Here is a 16,721-nt window from a genome sequence, read left to right on the forward strand (position 1 = left end):
GTTGTGGCGCAAATTGGTGAAACAAAAGGCATCATTTTATTTAGTCGGGATTACAAGGAAAAGGACAAGCTGATCAAAATATTTACAGAATCGGCGGGGAAGGTCATGTTTTTCGCCAAGGGAATCCACCGAGCCAATAATCCATTACAGACAGCCGTTCAGCCATTTACCGAAGCGGTGTTCATCGGAAATCTGAAAACAGAGGGGCTTTCTTTCCTGAATAGTGCGAAAGAAATTCAACCTATGCGTAAATTGCAGGAAGACATTTTTTTAAATGCTTATGGCTCCTATATTTTAGGATTAGCAGATGCCGCAATTGAAGACCACGTGTATGACCCTTCGCTGTATGGATTTACGCGAGAGGCATTGCAGCGGATGAATGAGGGAGCGGACGGCGAGACGATCATGAATATCTACGAAGTTCAGATCATGCAGCGTTTTGGTATTTCTCTGAATTGGCAGGCCTGCGGGGTCTGCGGGAAAAGAACTGGCGCATTTGATTTTTCTTCGAAATACAATGGGATCCTCTGTGAAGAGCATTGGCATTTGGACCAGCATCGCTACCATGCCGATCCACGAGCAATCTATTTTCTTCGAATGTTTAACAGCATCACCTACGAAAACATCAATACCATCAATTTAAAGCTGGAAACAAAAAAAGCGATCCGCCAGACATTGGATCAGCTCTATGAGGAATATATCGGGTTGCACTTAAAAAGCAAGAAGTTTATTGATCAAATGAGTGAATGGCAAGACGTGCTAAAACCAAGAGAAGAGTAATCTGCAAAACCTAATGGGTGTTGCAGGTTATTTTTTTGCTCTTAATTTTTTACAAACAAATAGCCAAATAAGAGTGCCCACAAAAGAAAGGAATAAATACAGGAACAGCATTTGACCATTTAATTGATTGCTATAGATGATTGCAGAAGCGATTGTTCCGATAATCAGAAAGTAAAGAAAATAGAACAGCCCTCGTGCTGTAGGGGATAAGCTCGTTTTCCTTTCAACCAAGTAAGAAACTATCAAAAACAATAGAATAGCCGTGATATTGAAGAGGGGCTTAAGTGACCAGCCATTTGTAAATAGATCATGAGACCAATCAAATAGCAGTGATCCGAAGAATATATACAGGACTAATAATTGATTATTGATTTTTCTGTTTTTAGGAGTTGGTTGATTCATCTTCAGATTTCTCCAATTCTTTTTTTCGCGAGGCAACAGTGTCAGCTAACATCCATGAAATACCGCCTAACAGAAGAGCTAGGAATAAAAGTATAAGCACGGAAGTATAATCTACGATGCTTTTGTCAAGAATACTTTGAATCATTAAATAAGTGAAGGTGAAGAGAAAACAAATCAAAAATTGTTTCCCCTGCTTTTTTGATAGCCAAGAGGCGAGATAACCCACGATTAGAATCCAAAATACAGCTAGATTATTGGTAAAATTCGCTAGTATGGGTTCGTTTCTATAGACATTGATGATCATTTGCGTAATGAGAAAAATCGCTAGTAAAAATAGGGTATACAAGAAAGGCCTTTTAATCATAAATAATTTAAACGAATGATTCCATTTCTTTAATTTAGTGAACATTTCTCACTCCTCCAATCTGCATCAAGCTACCAAAAGTATAGCAGAAAACAGATAGGTTTCTAAAAAGAATCTAAGAAATTCTTCTATTATTGATTCATTTATTTTCGAACTTTTAGCAAAAAGTGCGTTCTTTCACAGATTACCATTGCTAATTTATGGCAAAACAATTAATATTGTTAGAAAACACTAATGTTTGCGGCTGTTAAAAGAAAATTGGTTCGCTCTTTTTTATTTAAGCCATAAAAGGAGTCGCCTCACATTGGAGGATTTTTTCTATAGAAACTATACATAATTAGGAGTGATAATGTGGAAGAATTATGGGAAGTACTGAGACCAGAAGAACAAATCGAATTGAAGCTAAGAAAGTTGTATACTCAGCATCATTTTCATCCTTATCACTTAAATAACTTTGAAGAATATGGAAATTATCAGCAGAGCTACAATTTTTTGCGGAATTCTTCTATTATTACCTTCACGGGAAATGATGGACGGACTATGGCATTAAAGCCGGATGTGACTTTATCGATCGCTAAAAATACACCTGCGGGTGAAGCACGAAAAGTTTATTATGTCGAGGATGTGTACCGTCACGACCGACAGGCTGGAGAATACCAAAAAATCTATCAAATCGGTTTAGAAATCATTGACGACATTACCTGGGAAGATCAGCTAGAAGTTTTAAAATTGGCTTGGGAAAGCTTGGCTCAAGTGGGTGAAGGGACGTTAGACCTTTCTCATATGGGGATTTTGAATGGGATCTGTGATCGTTTTCCAGAGGAGGATCGCCAGAGGGTCTTAGACTGTCTACGTGATAAGAGCTCTCACGGCATGGATGAGCTGACGGCAAAAGCTGGATTGTCTAAAGAGGAATCGGAAAATTTAGCCAAATTGGTTCGCCTATCCGGGAATTTTGAAACGAAATATCAACGAGCGAAGAAACTATTAGCGACGTATCCTAAGGCTCAAGCAGGCTTAGAAGAATTGAAACAACTATATACAGCGCTGCAGGAAGAAAAACTATCCGACAAGATTCGCTTGCGAATTGATTTCTCTATTATGAATGATGCCGACTATTATAGCGGCCTTTTATTCCAAGGCTTTATTAAAGAAGCGCGAGAAACCATTTTATATGGTGGTCGCTATGATCGTTTAATGAGCCGTCAAGGAAAGGATCAGGGAGCACTCGGTTTCGGAATGAAACTAAATCATGTGGGGCAGAAATTGCCGTCAGATAATCAAAGCTCTGAGTATTTGAATATCGCTTTACCGAAGGGACGGATGGGTGACGCAGTCTATGAGCTGTTCACTAAGGCCGGTGTGGCAGCAGAAGGCGTTTTTGAAGAAAATCGCAAACTGATTTTTTGCGATGAGGACAATAAATTGCGTTTCTTTTTAGTGAAGCCTAGTGATGTAGCGATCTACGTGGAGCATGGTGCGGCGGATATCGGTGTGGTAGGCAAAGATATTTTATTGGAAAGTAAGGCCGAAGTCATTGAGTTTCTTGATTTGCATATGGGAAAATGTCGATTGGCCGTGGCTGCTCATAACGACTTTGAAGAAGACTTCTCCCGACCGTTGCGAGTATCCACCAAGTATCCGCGAATTACCCGAGAGTTTTATGAAGGTCTCGGCCGTTCCGTGGAATTGATTCATCTGCATGGTTCAATTGAACTGGCACCGCTATTGGGATTATCCGATGTGATCGTAGACATTGTGGAGACGGGTACAACGTTGAAGGAGAATGATTTAAAAGTAATTCAAGAGATTGCTCCGTCTTCTGCTCGTTTCATTATTAATAACGCGACGTGGCGATTTAAACAGGAACGAATTCAAAAGGTGATCGAGAAGGTGAGGAAGCAGCTATGAGAGTTTATTCAACACAAAAAGTGCCACTAAAAACGATTTTAGCACGGAAATATTCTGAAACTGCCGATGTTTCTGATGTTGTATCAAAAATAATCAAGCGTGTCCAAACGGATGGGGATCAAGCGCTTTATCAAATAATCGAAGAAATCGATCATGTAGCTTTGGATTCCTTAGCGGTCAGTCAAGAAGAGATCGATTCAGCATTAAAGGCAGTTTCTCCAGAATTACTAAAGGTGATGGAGCAATCAAAAGAAAATATTTGGTCCTTTCATCAAAAACAAGTACGCCAAGGGTTTGTTTCGACAGAAGATAGCGGCGTAGTTATGGGGCAGCGAATCCTTCCGTTAGCTCGAGTAGGGGTTTATGTCCCTGGGGGAACAGCGGCTTATCCTAGTACTGTATTAATGGATGTATTGCCAGCAAAAATTGCTGGCGTTAAGAAAATTGTCATGGTGACTCCCACAGATAACGAAGGCAATGTTCCAGCGGCTATTTTAGCGGCTGCTTCCATTGCCGGAGTTGATGAGATTTATAAAGTCGGAGGTGCTCATGGGGTCGCTGCACTTGCTTACGGAACAGAGACCATTCCAAAAGTAGACAAAATCGTAGGTCCAGGTAATATCTATGTCGCTACGGCTAAAAAAATGGTCTACGGTGAAGTAGATATCGATATGATTGCGGGACCTAGCGATGTGTTGATTGTGGCGGATCACAGCGCGAATCCTCGTTGGATCGCAGCGGATCTTCTGGCACAGGCAGAGCATGACAAGTTAGCCCAAGCAATTCTAGTAACAACAGAAGAAGCCTTGATTGAAGAGGTTCAAGCAGAAGTCGCACAGCAACTCGCTGTATTGCCTCGACAAGAAATCGCGGCAGCGGCTATTGAAAATAATGGTAAAATTATTTTAGTTAAAGACTTAGATGAAGCACTGTCGATTGCGAATCAAATTGCACCAGAGCATTTAGAGTTGTCTGTGGCTGAACCCTTTGCCTTGTTAGGTAAAGTTGAGAATGCCGGCAGTGTCTTTTTGGGACACCACACGCCAGAAGTTTTGGGAGATTATTTTGCCGGTCCGAACCATACTTTGCCGACAGAAGGAACAGCCCGATTTTACTCTCCGCTTTCAGTGGATGATTTTGTTAAGAAGAGCAGCTATCTTTATTACACAGAAGAGGCGATGAACGCCGTTGGACCAGCGGTAGAATTGTTTGCGGAGACCGAGAATCTAATGGGGCACGCGCGATCAATGAAGGTGCGAAGAGGTGAGGATGCATGAGCTTTTTAAATCAAACGTATCAGAATTTAACGCCTTATACACCTGGGGAGCAGGTGGATGAATCAGCATACATTAAATTAAATACAAACGAAAGCCCGTATCCTCCAGCGCCTAATGTTCAAAAAGCAGTAGCAGAGGCCGCTCAGAAATTGAATCGTTATTCAGATATTGCGGTAGAGGCTGTCGCAAAGCCTTTAGCAAAATATCTGGGAGTGAAGCAAGAGCAGCTTTTTCTAGGTAACGGCAGTGATGAAGTCCTCTCTTACATTTTCCAAGGCTTTACTGAAAAAGGCATCGCCTTTCCAGATGTAACCTATGGTTTTTATCAAGTTTACAGCGGACTGTATCAAGTGGAATCCACTGTGATTCCGTTAAAAGAAGATTTTTCGCTAGACTTAGCTGAGTACGATGCATTAAAAGGAACGGTCATTTTTGCGAACCCCAATGCACCAACAGGTATCTATTTGCCGCAAGACGATATTTGCGCCTTTCTTGAACGTCATCCAGATCGTTTAGTGGTCGTTGATGAAGCTTATATCGACTTCGGCGGAAAATCAATGGTTTCTTTAATTAATCAATACAAGAATCTATTTGTCGTAGGAACCTTTTCGAAATCTCGTCAATTGGCGGGAGCGCGTTTGGGCTTCGGAATAGGGAACACGGATTTAATTGCGGATTTGAATCGACTGCGTTTCAGTTTAAATCCATACAACGTTAACAGCTTGACGCAAGCCGCGGGTAGTGCTGTCTTGCAGGAGCAAGTGTATGTGGATCAGAAGGTTCAAGAAACGATCAAGGTCAGAGAGTGGAGCAAGCAGGAGTTAACCAAGCTAGGATTCGAACAAACGGACAGTCAAGGAAATTTCTTGTTTGCGAAGCATCCAAAACTCTCAGGCGAAAGTCTTTTTCTGGCTTTAAGAGAGAAGAAAATCCTCGTGCGCTGGTTCAATCAACCACGAACAAAAGACTACTTGCGAATTACTGTAGGAACGAAAGAGCAGATGGAGCAGCTGATCGTTGTCTTGACAACAATATTAAATGAGGTGAAAGCATGAGAAAGGCCGAAGTAACACGTAACACATCCGAAACGAAGATCCAGCTTTCTTTGACTGTGGATGGTACCGGACAGCAAACGATTAAAACGGGAGTAGGCTTTCTAGACCATATGTTAGAGCTGTTTGTTCGTCATGGCCGTTTTGATCTTGAACTTGTTTGTGATGGAGATATTGAAGTAGATGCGCATCATACAACCGAAGATGTCGCCATCGCGATCGGTCGGGCTTTTTCAGAAAGTCTAGGCGAACGGCGTGGAATCAAACGTTACGGTAGTATGCTGTTGCCAATGGATGAAGCATTGGTGATGTCAGCCATCGATATTAGTGGTCGTGGTATGGCAGTCGTCGAGCTGGACATTCCTAGTGAAAAGATTGGGCAGCAGTTTGATACAGAGCTAGTAGAAGAATTTTTCATTGCCTTTGCTCGTGAACTAGGTGCGACGATCCATTTACATCAAATCGCTGGAAAAAATAGCCATCATATTGTGGAGGCTTGCTTTAAGGGATTTGGGCGTGCATTGGGAGAAGCCGTAGCGATCAATCAATTGGCGCCAGATGAGATTCCATCCACTAAAGGGACGATAAACTAGGAGGAGACAAGCGATGCTAGCAATTATTGATTATGGCGTTGGCAATTTGTTTAGTTTGTCACGCTCATTGGAATATTTAGGTGTGGAATGTAAAATCACACGTTCGTTAGAGGAACTGAAGGCAGCAGAGCGAATTATCTTACCTGGTGTCGGCGCGTTTGGCGATGCACGGAAAAAGCTGGAGGAATTATCGCTAGTCGAACCGATTCAAGAATTAGCCGCTTCAGGCAAACCGTTTTTAGGAATTTGTCTGGGCATGCAGCTTTTATTTGATAAAAGTGAAGAATTCGGGAAGCATCCTGGATTAGGCTTGATTCCCGGCCGGATCGTTTCGATGCGAGAGGCCTTTGATCAAAAAAAGATTGACCTAAAAGTACCGCAGATCGGATGGAATAAATTGGACGTGCGAAATGCTGAAAGTCCACTGGTAAAGTCGTTGGGTAAAGAGGATTTTGTTTATTACGTTCACAGCTACTATGCGACGGATTGCCAAGAACATTTAGTCGCAGACAGCGAGTATGGTGTTTCCATTCCAGGAATTGTGCAGAATGGTAATGTTTTTGGGACGCAGTTCCATCCTGAGAAGAGCGGTGAAGTTGGCTTGAAAATCTTAAAAGCATTTACGGAGGTGCCGGTATGAAAATTTTTCCCGCAATTGATCTTCTAGACCAGAAAGTCGTTCGATTGTATCAAGGGGACTATGGGCAAAAGGAAGTTTTCGGCGACGATCCTGTAGCTTTTGCGCAATCCTTTGAAAAAGCAGGAGCAAAATTCCTGCATTTAGTCGATTTAGATGGTGCCAAAGCTGGCAAGCTTCATTATTTTGAAATCGCAAAAAAAATCGCTGAGAACACCAATCTTTTTGTAGAAGTAGGTGGCGGTATTCGTGACGAGGAAACGATCGAACATTGCTTGTCTGCAGGGGTGGATCGGGTAATACTCGGGACAATCGCGCAAAAAGATCCAGCTTTCACACAAGCGATGTTAAAAAAATACGGCAGTAAGATCGCTATCGGGGTCGATGCCAAAGATGAAAAGGTAGCTGTAGAAGGATGGCTGGAGAAAACAGAGACCGATGCCTTTGAATTTTGTCAGCAACTAGCTGCTTGGGGTGCAGAGACAATCATCTTCACTGAGATTTCTCGTGATGGAACGGGTGAAGGCATTAATCTGCCGCTGTATCAAAAATTGAATCAATTAGATATAGAAATCGTAGCCTCTGGCGGTGTCGCATCATTAAAGGATATTGAAGGCTTAAAACAATTAGGGATAAGCGGTGTAATCGTTGGAAAATCGCTCTACAACGGAAGCTTAAAAATGGAAGAGGTCTTGCAAGCTGGGGGTGACGATCAATGATCGCAAAAAGAATTGTCCCATGTTTAGATGTTCGCGATGGCCGTGTAGTTAAGGGAGTCAATTTTGCTGGACTGCAGGACGTCAATGATCCAGTGACTTTAGCGCGTTTTTATAATGAGCAGGGAGCCGATGAGCTGGTTTTTTATGATATCACTGCTTCGGCGGAAGAGCGAGGGTTGTTCACTGATATTTTGAAGGGTGTCGCTTCTGAGGTCTTTATTCCGTTGACGGTTGGTGGCGGGATTAATGAAGTGTCTGATTTTGAACGCGTCTTGAATTGTGGCGCGGATAAGGTCAGCGTTAATTCTGGTGCGATTCGCCGTCCTCAACTGATTGAAGAGGGGGCGAAGCGCTACGGCAGTCAATGTGTGGTCTTGTCAGTAGATGTTCGCCGTGTCGGAGATGAATGGCATGTCTTTGCTAAAGGTGGACGAGAAGATACAGGAATGGAAGCCCTAGAGTGGATTCGTCAGGGAGAGCAATTAGGAGCTGGTGAACTAGTCATCAACAGCATGGATACAGATGGGGTAAAGCAAGGGTTTGATTTAAAACTGCTGAAGGCAGTCAGTGAGATTACCACGTTGCCGATCGTAGCCTCTGGTGGTGCTGGAAAAGGTGAAGATTTCATTGACCTGTTTCAATTGCCTAAAATTGAGGCTGGCTTAGCTGCATCGATTTTTCATTATGGTGAAGTAAAGATTCCTGATCTGAAAAAACAATTGATGACGGCGGATATTCCTGTCCGCATCGTTTAGACAGTCAGTTCTACAAGATTAGCAGAATGGTATACTGAATGAAAATTAATTACATTGATAGGAATAAGGAGGGCATGGGATGACTGAATTAACATTCGACGAACAAGGATTGATTCCGGTGATCGTACAAGATGCCGAAACCAATGAAGTATTGACATTAGCTTATATGAATCAAGAAAGCTATGAATTAACATTGAAGGATCAATTAATGACCTTCTATTCACGCAGCCGCAAAGAATTGTGGCGCAAAGGTGAAACCAGCGGAAACTATCAGCATCTTGTTTCGTTAAAACTAGATTGCGATCAGGATGCCTTAGTAGCGAAGGTGAAAAAAGATGGTCCAGCTTGTCATACTGGTGCGGAGAGCTGCTTTAATGAACTCTTATACGGTGAGGATGATCAACAAGCAACAATTGATGCTTTGTACAAGCTTGTCAAGGGGCGCAAGGAAGCTCCCCAAGAAGGCAGCTATACGAGCTATTTATTTGAAAAAGGTGTCGAAAAAATTTTAAAGAAGGTCGGAGAAGAATCCACTGAGGTAGTGATCGGCGCGATGAAAGAGGATCACAAAGAGACTGTTTTCGAAATTTCCGATTTGGTGTATCATGTCCTTGTATTGATGGTTGAGATGGGGATTGACTTGACTGAGGTACGTCAAGAATTAGCCAATCGGCATGTTGTCGATAAAAAGGTGAAGCAAGAACGGATGCAGTAAAATTGGAGGTCAGCGATGTTTTATTCAAACGCTCATACGCACAGTACTTGGTGTGATGGAAAAGATACTTTAGAAGATATGGCACAAGCGGCGATTGATTTGGGCTTTACAGATTTAGGCTTTACGTGTCATTCACCAGCACTTTTTGATCCTAGCTGTCTTGGTGTACAAAATGAAGTGGCCTATCAAGCGGCATTGCGTGATTTAAAGGAAAAGTTGGCAGGGGAATTAACAATCAGCCTAGGCTTAGAATGGGATTATTACAGTGCGGATCCAATTGACGGATACGACTATACAATAGGTTCTGTGCATTATTTCCCACCGCGTCAAGGAATCTTCCGCAGTGTCGATGAGAGTCCGGAAAGCTTGATGAAGACTCTGGATGAATGGTACCAAGGGGACAAGATGCAAATGGTGCGCGATTACTATGACACCGTAGTTAAGCATATTAACCAGAACCAGTCGAAGATCGTTGGACATTTTGACCTGATTACGAAGTTTAATGAAAAACAACCTTGGTTGGATGAAGAAGGAACAGAATACCAAGCGATTGCTTTACAGGCGCTGAATCATGTCATTGATATCATCGAAACTTATGATGGTATGGTGGAGATCAATACCGGCGCGATTTCTCGCAACTGGCGAACAACACCCTACCCTAATCCATTTTTATTGAAACAACTAAAGGAAAGAGACTGTCCCATCATTATTACTAGCGACAGTCACGAGACGACGACCTTAACTTGTCATTTTCCAGAAACGGTTGAACTATTAAAGACAATCGGATTTACGGAGACAATGCAATTAAAGGATGGTCTATTTCAACCAATCCCCTTTGACTAGCTCCCTTAAAAGGTCTTTTGTAGCATAGACATTACGAAGACCTAAACTCGCAGCTAGCTCATGTTTAAGGAAATTATTTTTCGAAAACAGAAAAATAGGTCTATTTTCGTGCGCATACGATTTCGCTAAACGACAGGTCTATTGATTATGCGAATAGATTAATCAAATCTCTTGTACTATGCAAAACTGTGAAAAGCGAAACGCTCATGACAGAAAGATTTGACAAAAGGGGTCTGGTGTCGCTATTATAGAACCAAGTTGAATAGGTGCGATGATCAAATTTAGAAATTTGTGGAAGATCACAGCGAGCTTGGATCGGTGGAAGCCAAGCAGGGAAGCAGATTTTGTTGGCGTTTGTGAGCACGTTTAGTTAAAGCTGCCAAGCCTTTGCTTGGAAGTAGGGTGGAACCGCGTTAATACGTCCCTATGTCGATTATTTCGGCATGGGGACTTTTTTGCGAGTTCCACTCCGTACTTTTAGTACGGTTAGTGGAATCGTATGCGTGGTGAAAATAGGGATTATTTTTGGTGTTTTTGAAAAATGATTTCATTTGATATGAGCTAGCAGTTAGACAATAAAACAATGGATAAAGTTACATAGAAAATATACAGGAGGAAACAGAATGAGCAAGTTAACTGTGCAAGAAATGATTTTGACATTACAAAAATTTTGGTCAGACAATGGTTGTATGCTGATGCAAGCCTACGATACGGAAAAAGGAGCGGGAACTATGAGTCCGTATACTTTTTTACGAGCTATTGGACCAGAACCATGGCGTGCCGCTTATGTTGAGCCATCACGTCGACCAGCAGACGGCCGTTACGGGGAAAACCCGAACCGTTTGTATCAACACCACCAATTTCAAGTAGTTATGAAGCCCTCACCAAAAAATATTCAAGAGCTGTATTTAGACAGCTTGCGTTTGCTAGGCATTGATCCATTAGAACATGATATTCGTTTCGTTGAAGATAACTGGGAAAACCCATCGATGGGTTGTGCCGGTGTTGGTTGGGAAGTTTGGCTAGACGGTATGGAAATTACACAGTTTACGTATTTCCAACAAGTTGGTGGTCTCCAAGTAAATCCTGTCACTTCTGAATTGACTTATGGGTTGGAACGTTTGGCTTCTTATATTCAAGAAGTGGATAGCGTTTATGACTTGGAATGGAGTGCGGGGGTTAAATACGGAGAAATCTTCAAGCAGCCAGAATATGAACATTCAAAATACTCCTTTGAAGAAAGCGATCAAGCGATGCTTTTAGATAATTTCGAAAAATTCGAAAAAGAAGCGAAGCGTTGTATTGATGAAAATCTCGTGCATCCAGCGTATGATTACATTTTAAAATGCAGCCATACATTTAACTTATTAGACGCTCGCGGAGCTGTTTCTGTAACAGAACGCGCGGGTTATCTAGCACGCATCCGAAACATGGCACGCTCAGTTGCGAAGATATTTGTAGCTGAACGGGAAAAACTAGGCTTCCCATTATTGAATCAGGAGGGCAAATAAGATGGCGAAAAATCTACTATTAGAAATTGGTTTAGAAGAAATGCCAGCCCACGTGGTTTGGCCAAGCATCAAACAATTAGAAGAAAAGATCTCAAAATTTTTAACCGAAAACAGTCTAACCTTCGAATCGATCGAAAGCTTTTCAACGCCTCGACGTTTGGCGATTCGTGTAACGAATATTCCTGACCGTCAAGATGACGTGCAAGAAGAAGTCAAAGGACCAGCGAAGAAAATCGCATTGGATGCAGAAGGCAACTGGAGTAAAGCGGCAGAAGGCTTTGTCCGTGGGCAAGGCTTAACGACAGACGCGATTACTTTCCGTGAATTGAATGGTGTGGAATATGTTTACGTGACAAAATATATTCATGGGAAAGAAAGCAAAGAAGTACTAACTGGATTATTAGAGGTTGTTAAGAGCATGAACTTCCCAACGATGATGCATTGGGGCGATACAATGTTTGAATACATTCGTCCAATTCATTGGATCGTCGCATTGTTAGATCAAGAAGTCATTCCGTTTGAATTACTAGATGTACAAACAGGTCGTACGACAGAAGGCCATCGCTTCTTAGGGGATCAAGTTGAGCTTGCTGATCCTAGCGAATACGAAGTGAAGCTAGAAGAGCAATTCGTGATCGCTGATGCTCATAAGCGTCAACAAATGATCGTGGAGCAAATCGAAGAGCTGGCAGAGAAAAATAAATGGGTCATCGATCTTGATGCTGATTTATTAGAAGAAGTCACAAACTTAGTCGAATATCCAACGGCTTTTGTCGGTGATTTCGAAGAACGTTTCTTATCTGTTCCAGAAGAAGTTTTAGTTACTTCCATGAAGGAACATCAACGCTATTTTGAAGTGCGCAACCAAGCAGGAATGTTGCTGCCTCATTTTATTTCTGTTCGTAACGGAAACAGCGTGAAGCTGGACAATGTGATTAAAGGCAATCAAAAAGTTTTGGCTGCACGTCTTGAAGATGGCGAGTTCTTCTTTGAAGAAGACAAGAAATTATCAATTGAGGAATGCGTTGAAAAATTGAAGAACGTGACCTTCCATGAAAAAATCGGCAGCATGTATGAAAAGATGCAGCGTGTTGGCTTGATCAGTCAAGTCATCGGAAAACAAGTTGGTTTGAGCGAAGAAGAATTAACGGATCTGAAGCGTGCCGCTGAAATCTATAAATTCGATTTGGTTACCAATATGGTGGGAGAATTCCCAGAGTTGCAAGGGATCATGGGAGAAAAATATGCTTTGTTGAAGGGAGAGACTCCAGCTGTTGCCACAGCAGTACGGGAGCATTATCTGCCGATTTCTTCTGAAGGAGAATTGCCAAAAACAGCGATTGGTGCTGTTTTAGCGATTGCTGATAAGATTGACAGCGTACTAGGTTTCTTCGCTGTGGGCATGATTCCAAGCGGCTCAAACGATCCTTACGCATTGCGTCGTCAGACTTATGGAATCGTACGGATTGTCGAAGCACAAGGCTGGACATTCCCATTCACTGATATGCAAGGGACAATTGTAGATGCAATTAACAACGATGTTTTAGATTACGGGATTCATTTTAATCGTGATCAAAAAGAATTCATTGAGTTCTTCAAGGGACGTCTGCGTCAACGTCTGCAAATGCACAATATCCGTCACGACATCATTGATGCTGTGGTGGATTCTCGCCAAGATGATTTGGTACAAATTTTCAAGACAGCACAAATTTTTAGCCAACATTTAACGGATGAGCATTTCAAAGAAGCGATGGAAGCTTTGACCCGGGTCATTAATTTAACGAAGAAAATGAATCCTGAAACCATCAACTTCAAAGTTGATCCTAAGCTGTTTGAAAACGAAAGCGAAAAGGAATTATACACAGCAGTGAAGGAAGCGCAAGATGAGTTTGCCAACCAAAGTATGGCAGAAAACTATCAAACATTGACGAACCTGCGTCCAGTGATTGAACGCTACTTCAACGAAACGATGATCATGGTAGACGATGAAAGAATTCGTGACAACCGTTTGAATCAATTAGCAATTATTGCTCGTATGGCTGATGCCTTAGGAAGTATTGATAAGATCATTACCAAATAGAGCAAAGTTAGTGTTTGTGTAGAAAGCCAAAGAAAACCTTCGAGCTCGTGCTCGAAGGTTTTTTATAGTATCAATTTCAATAATAGCGGAATATACGCCAGATAGAGGAGAACGGAGTAGCCTAAAGAAGAAGCGGCGAATTGCTGATCCGCTCCATAAGAACGGGCCAAGATCGGTACGGAATTTTGAACCGGCATTGCTGCTTGGATAATAAATACGGAAAGCATCAAGGGAGGCACGCTGATCCATTGCCCTAAGAGCCAAACGATGAGCGGCGAGATGGCGTAACGTCCTACGAGAACCCCGATAATGTCTCTGTTTAAGGTCAGATTTTTAATTCCTACATTGTACACGATGATCCCGATGACAAACATTGACAGCGGCGTCGTCAAATTCGCGAGGTATCCTAAGAAGATCGCGATTGAATCAGATACAGAAAGATTGACCAGCACGGCACACAGGCCAAGCAAAAAGCCCAGCAGCGCCGGAGAAAAAATCTTCTTCAAAATTGGAATCAGGTGGAAATTGACAGTGGCCTGCTCAATCTGAGGATTGTCTCGAGCGATAAAGTAGATGCCCAACGTCCAAAAGATTGTGGTATTGACAATGTAATAGAGAAGTACGTACGGAACGGCCTGTTTACCGAAAATCGCTAGATTAATTGGCAGTCCAATGAAAATTGTATTGGAACAGGTGAACATTGTAGAAAAAATTCCATTTCGAGCGGGAGTAACCCGAAAAATTCGGCAATAGATAAAGCTGACGAGAAAGGTCAGCAGCATAGAAATTAATGGGATCACCATACCACCAACAAGATGGAGAAACTCCGAACGGGAAAAGTTCTTAGTGATCGTTAAAAACATGTTGCAGGGCAACGCGATCTGTAAGACGAGCTTAGAGAAGGCATCACCGATCTGGTTTGAAAACCATTGCTTATAGGTTAGGACATAACCGATGAACATTAAGACAAAAATAAAAAAGATATTAATATATGCAGAAACCATTTTTTCACCTCGCATCCACTATACAGAAAAACACGGGTAGCATCAATTGTTGATGGTACCCGTGTTGACCATTTTTTTCCTACTTCAACAGATTAAAAAAATATTATGCGTACGAAAAATAGTTCATTAATAATGAGCTAGCTGTCATTTTGGTCTTGATAGTTTAATAGTCCAGTCAGATTTTCAATCTGTTCTTCGAGACTGTCACCGACCGTCGTATCTTTGATCAGGATGCGTTTCAAGTCTTTGTCGATCACTCGCTTCAAGGAGGTTTCATCGACTTGCTTGGCTAATAGATTTTCGACCGATTCAAAGGGATCATGGGTGACGAGCTGGAAACCATACGAATTATTCAGCAGCGAATAGCCTGCGATGCCAGTCGTTTTTTGATAAGCTTTTGAGAGTCCACCGTCAATCACGAACAGCATGCCTTCACCTTTGATTGGTGATTCGCCGCTTTTCACCTTCACCGGAGTATGTCCATTGATGATCCGCGAGTTCGACGAATACAAAGCAAATTCTTCTAAAATCATCTGACAGGTATCATGAGTGTCGCGAAATTGGTAATAAGGATTTTTGATTTCCTTATGGGTCTTTTTATCAGCGATAAAATACCGTTCAAAGGTAGTCATGGCACTTTTCCCAAACTGTGGTGAGATTTTGCCAGACCAGCAGTACCAGATCCAGTCCGCCTGTGAACTATCGGTCTTCTGATTTTGGCAGCCAGAGCGAATCTGCTCTTCAAAGAAGTTCAGCAGATCTTTTCCAACATAATCTTTTCCCGCAACATTCAGTGGTAGAAAGCTACCATCAGCTTTTAACGGTAAGCAGCCATGGAAAAGCAAGTGCTGATTGTAGACTAGGTACATTGATCCTTTGTTTAACAGCAGCTGCATATGCTCCTGCATTTTGGCTGATTGCTGGAAGGAGCTTAGTAAGGTATCCACGACGTATTCTTCCTGCTCGGTCAATGCGTGAACATCTTTTTGTAAGGTTTGGAAGCAACTTCCCTGCAAAGGATAGTCTTTACCGGCTAAGTGAACCGTTTCTTTATCAAAATCAATTTTTTCAAACAGCAAACGGTCATTCATCTCAAAGTCAGGATGGCGCTTAATCAGCTGTCCTTCCAATTTGAATTGGATAATCGACAAAGCCTGGTGAACTTTTTCTAGACTGTCTAAGCTTTCAATGGAATAGCTCTCGCTGCTGTTCTTTTCTTTCGGAGTGAAGATGGGATTCTTTTGATAGTGCTCCTCAGCATACATGAATAATGGCCGAAGATTGAGTGCATAGGCCTGTTCGATCTCATACAGATAATTGTAGCGTGCAGCGATCCGCAATAAGGTCATCAGACACGCGCGAGAACCGGCATACGCACCCATCCAGAGGATGTCATGGTTGCCCCATTGGATATCAATAGAGGGCAATTGACAAAGTCGATCCATGATTTTATCGGCCTCTGGTCCACGATCATAGATATCACCAACAACGTGGAGATGGTCTACGACTAAGCGCTGGATGCTCTGACATAAGGCGATGATAAAGGGACGACCTTGCTCCAAATCCAACAGATGCGCCAAAATTTGATCAAAGTAAGCCGCTTTATCAGTATAATTCGTATCAGTATACATCAATTCCTCAATGATATAGGCATATTGCTTTGGCAAGGCCTTCCGTACTTTAGAACGCGTGTATTTAGTGGAACAAAAGGACAGCAATTCTAAGAGCTGACGAATTTTTTTACGATACCATGAACGATCACGATAGGCATAAAAGTCTTTGTCATCCAATGCTTCTCGCGGGTAAGCCACAAGGATCGTCAGTTTGTCTTTTTCGTGTTCAGTTAAGCGGTCGCCGAAAAGCAGGCTGATTTTCTCCTTGATATTCCCTGCACCAGTACGCAAAATATGGTCAAAGGCAATGAACTCCCCATGAATATCACTGATGTAAAGTTCGGTTCCTTTGGGCAGATGCATGATGGCCTCTAGGTTGATTAACTCAGTCATGATCGCCTCCTTGGTACTAAATTCTTTCTCCAACATTTGATAATATTTGTCACGGGTCGATAGCATAGATAC

Annotated in this window: 16 protein-coding genes; 12 read left to right on the forward strand and 4 right to left on the reverse strand. The window is 42.2% G+C overall.

The features are described 5' to 3' along the window. Positions 1–3 precede the first annotated feature (3 nt). Positions 4–780, forward strand: coding sequence for a DNA repair protein RecO (gene recO, locus IGI50_RS03760; protein ID WP_245001286.1), 777 nt, complete (start codon positions 4–6; stop codon positions 778–780). A gap of 27 nt (positions 781–807) precedes the next feature. On the opposite strand, the gene IGI50_RS03765 is transcribed toward recO, so the two are convergent. Next, positions 808–1,182, reverse strand: coding sequence for a hypothetical protein (locus IGI50_RS03765; RefSeq protein ID WP_438776190.1), 375 nt, complete (start codon positions 1,180–1,182; stop codon positions 808–810). After that, positions 1,163–1,591: a hypothetical protein gene (locus IGI50_RS03770; protein ID WP_218256800.1), complete on the reverse strand. Its 429-nt coding sequence runs from the start codon at positions 1,589–1,591 to the stop codon at positions 1,163–1,165. Before IGI50_RS03770 ends, IGI50_RS03765 begins: the two co-directional genes overlap by 20 nt. A gap of 306 nt (positions 1,592–1,897) precedes the next feature. Here IGI50_RS03770 and hisG point away from each other — a divergent pair, with 306 nt between their 5' ends. From hisG to glyS, 11 genes are all read left to right on the forward strand, one after another. After that, entirely contained in the window at positions 1,898–3,457 is a 1,560-nt protein-coding gene (gene hisG, locus IGI50_RS03775) for an ATP phosphoribosyltransferase (protein ID WP_010746665.1), read from the forward strand. Beyond that, the gene (gene hisD, locus IGI50_RS03780; protein ID WP_438776191.1) at positions 3,454–4,734 is read left to right on the forward strand and encodes a histidinol dehydrogenase; all 1,281 of its coding nucleotides are present in this window, start codon (positions 3,454–3,456) and stop codon (positions 4,732–4,734) included. Before hisG ends, hisD begins: the two co-directional genes overlap by 4 nt. After that, positions 4,731–5,789: a histidinol-phosphate transaminase gene (hisC, locus tag IGI50_RS03785; RefSeq protein ID WP_438776192.1), complete on the forward strand. Its 1,059-nt coding sequence runs from the start codon at positions 4,731–4,733 to the stop codon at positions 5,787–5,789. Before hisD ends, hisC begins: the two co-directional genes overlap by 4 nt. Continuing rightward, a complete protein-coding gene (gene hisB / locus IGI50_RS03790; RefSeq protein WP_010746662.1) occupies positions 5,786–6,379 on the forward strand; it encodes an imidazoleglycerol-phosphate dehydratase HisB in 594 nt (197 codons plus the stop codon). Before hisC ends, hisB begins: the two co-directional genes overlap by 4 nt. A gap of 13 nt (positions 6,380–6,392) precedes the next feature. Continuing rightward, a complete protein-coding gene (gene hisH, locus IGI50_RS03795) occupies positions 6,393–7,019 on the forward strand; it encodes an imidazole glycerol phosphate synthase subunit HisH (protein ID WP_438776193.1) in 627 nt (208 codons plus the stop codon). Further along, complete coding sequence (hisA, locus tag IGI50_RS03800; RefSeq protein ID WP_438776194.1) at positions 7,016–7,735, forward strand: 1-(5-phosphoribosyl)-5-[(5-phosphoribosylamino)methylideneamino]imidazole-4-carboxamide isomerase; 720 nt, start codon at positions 7,016–7,018, stop codon at positions 7,733–7,735. The genes hisH and hisA overlap by 4 nt, the downstream gene beginning before the upstream one ends. After that, entirely contained in the window at positions 7,732–8,490 is a 759-nt protein-coding gene (hisF, locus tag IGI50_RS03805) for an imidazole glycerol phosphate synthase subunit HisF (protein WP_438776195.1), read from the forward strand. The genes hisA and hisF overlap by 4 nt, the downstream gene beginning before the upstream one ends. 79 nt (positions 8,491–8,569) lie before the next feature. Continuing rightward, positions 8,570–9,205, forward strand: coding sequence for a bifunctional phosphoribosyl-AMP cyclohydrolase/phosphoribosyl-ATP diphosphatase HisIE (gene hisIE, locus IGI50_RS03810; protein ID WP_438776196.1), 636 nt, complete (start codon positions 8,570–8,572; stop codon positions 9,203–9,205). A 15-nt stretch (positions 9,206–9,220) separates the two neighbouring features. Continuing rightward, positions 9,221–10,048, forward strand: coding sequence for a histidinol-phosphatase (locus IGI50_RS03815; protein ID WP_438776197.1), 828 nt, complete (start codon positions 9,221–9,223; stop codon positions 10,046–10,048). Positions 10,049–10,671: 623 nt separating this feature from the next. Then, on the forward strand, positions 10,672–11,559 hold the full coding sequence (gene glyQ / locus IGI50_RS03820) for a glycine--tRNA ligase subunit alpha (RefSeq protein ID WP_438776198.1): 888 nt from the start codon (positions 10,672–10,674) through the stop codon (positions 11,557–11,559). A 1-nt stretch (position 11,560) separates the two neighbouring features. Continuing rightward, a complete protein-coding gene (gene glyS / locus IGI50_RS03825) occupies positions 11,561–13,639 on the forward strand; it encodes a glycine--tRNA ligase subunit beta (protein WP_438776199.1) in 2,079 nt (692 codons plus the stop codon). Positions 13,640–13,701: 62 nt separating this feature from the next. On the opposite strand, the gene IGI50_RS03830 is transcribed toward glyS, so the two are convergent. Together IGI50_RS03830 and IGI50_RS03835 are read right to left on the reverse strand one after the other, a co-directional pair. Next, positions 13,702–14,643, reverse strand: coding sequence for an AEC family transporter (locus IGI50_RS03830; RefSeq protein WP_438776200.1), 942 nt, complete (start codon positions 14,641–14,643; stop codon positions 13,702–13,704). Positions 14,644–14,780: 137 nt separating this feature from the next. Continuing rightward, positions 14,781–16,715 (reverse strand): fructose-1,6-bisphosphatase, encoded by a 1,935-nt coding sequence (locus IGI50_RS03835; protein ID WP_438776201.1) that lies wholly within the window; start codon positions 16,713–16,715, stop codon positions 14,781–14,783. Between the last annotated feature and the right edge of the window lie 6 nt (positions 16,716–16,721).

Source organism: Enterococcus sp. DIV0170, assembly GCF_051710765.1.
GTDB lineage: Bacteria > Bacillota > Bacilli > Lactobacillales > Enterococcaceae > Enterococcus_A > Enterococcus_A raffinosus.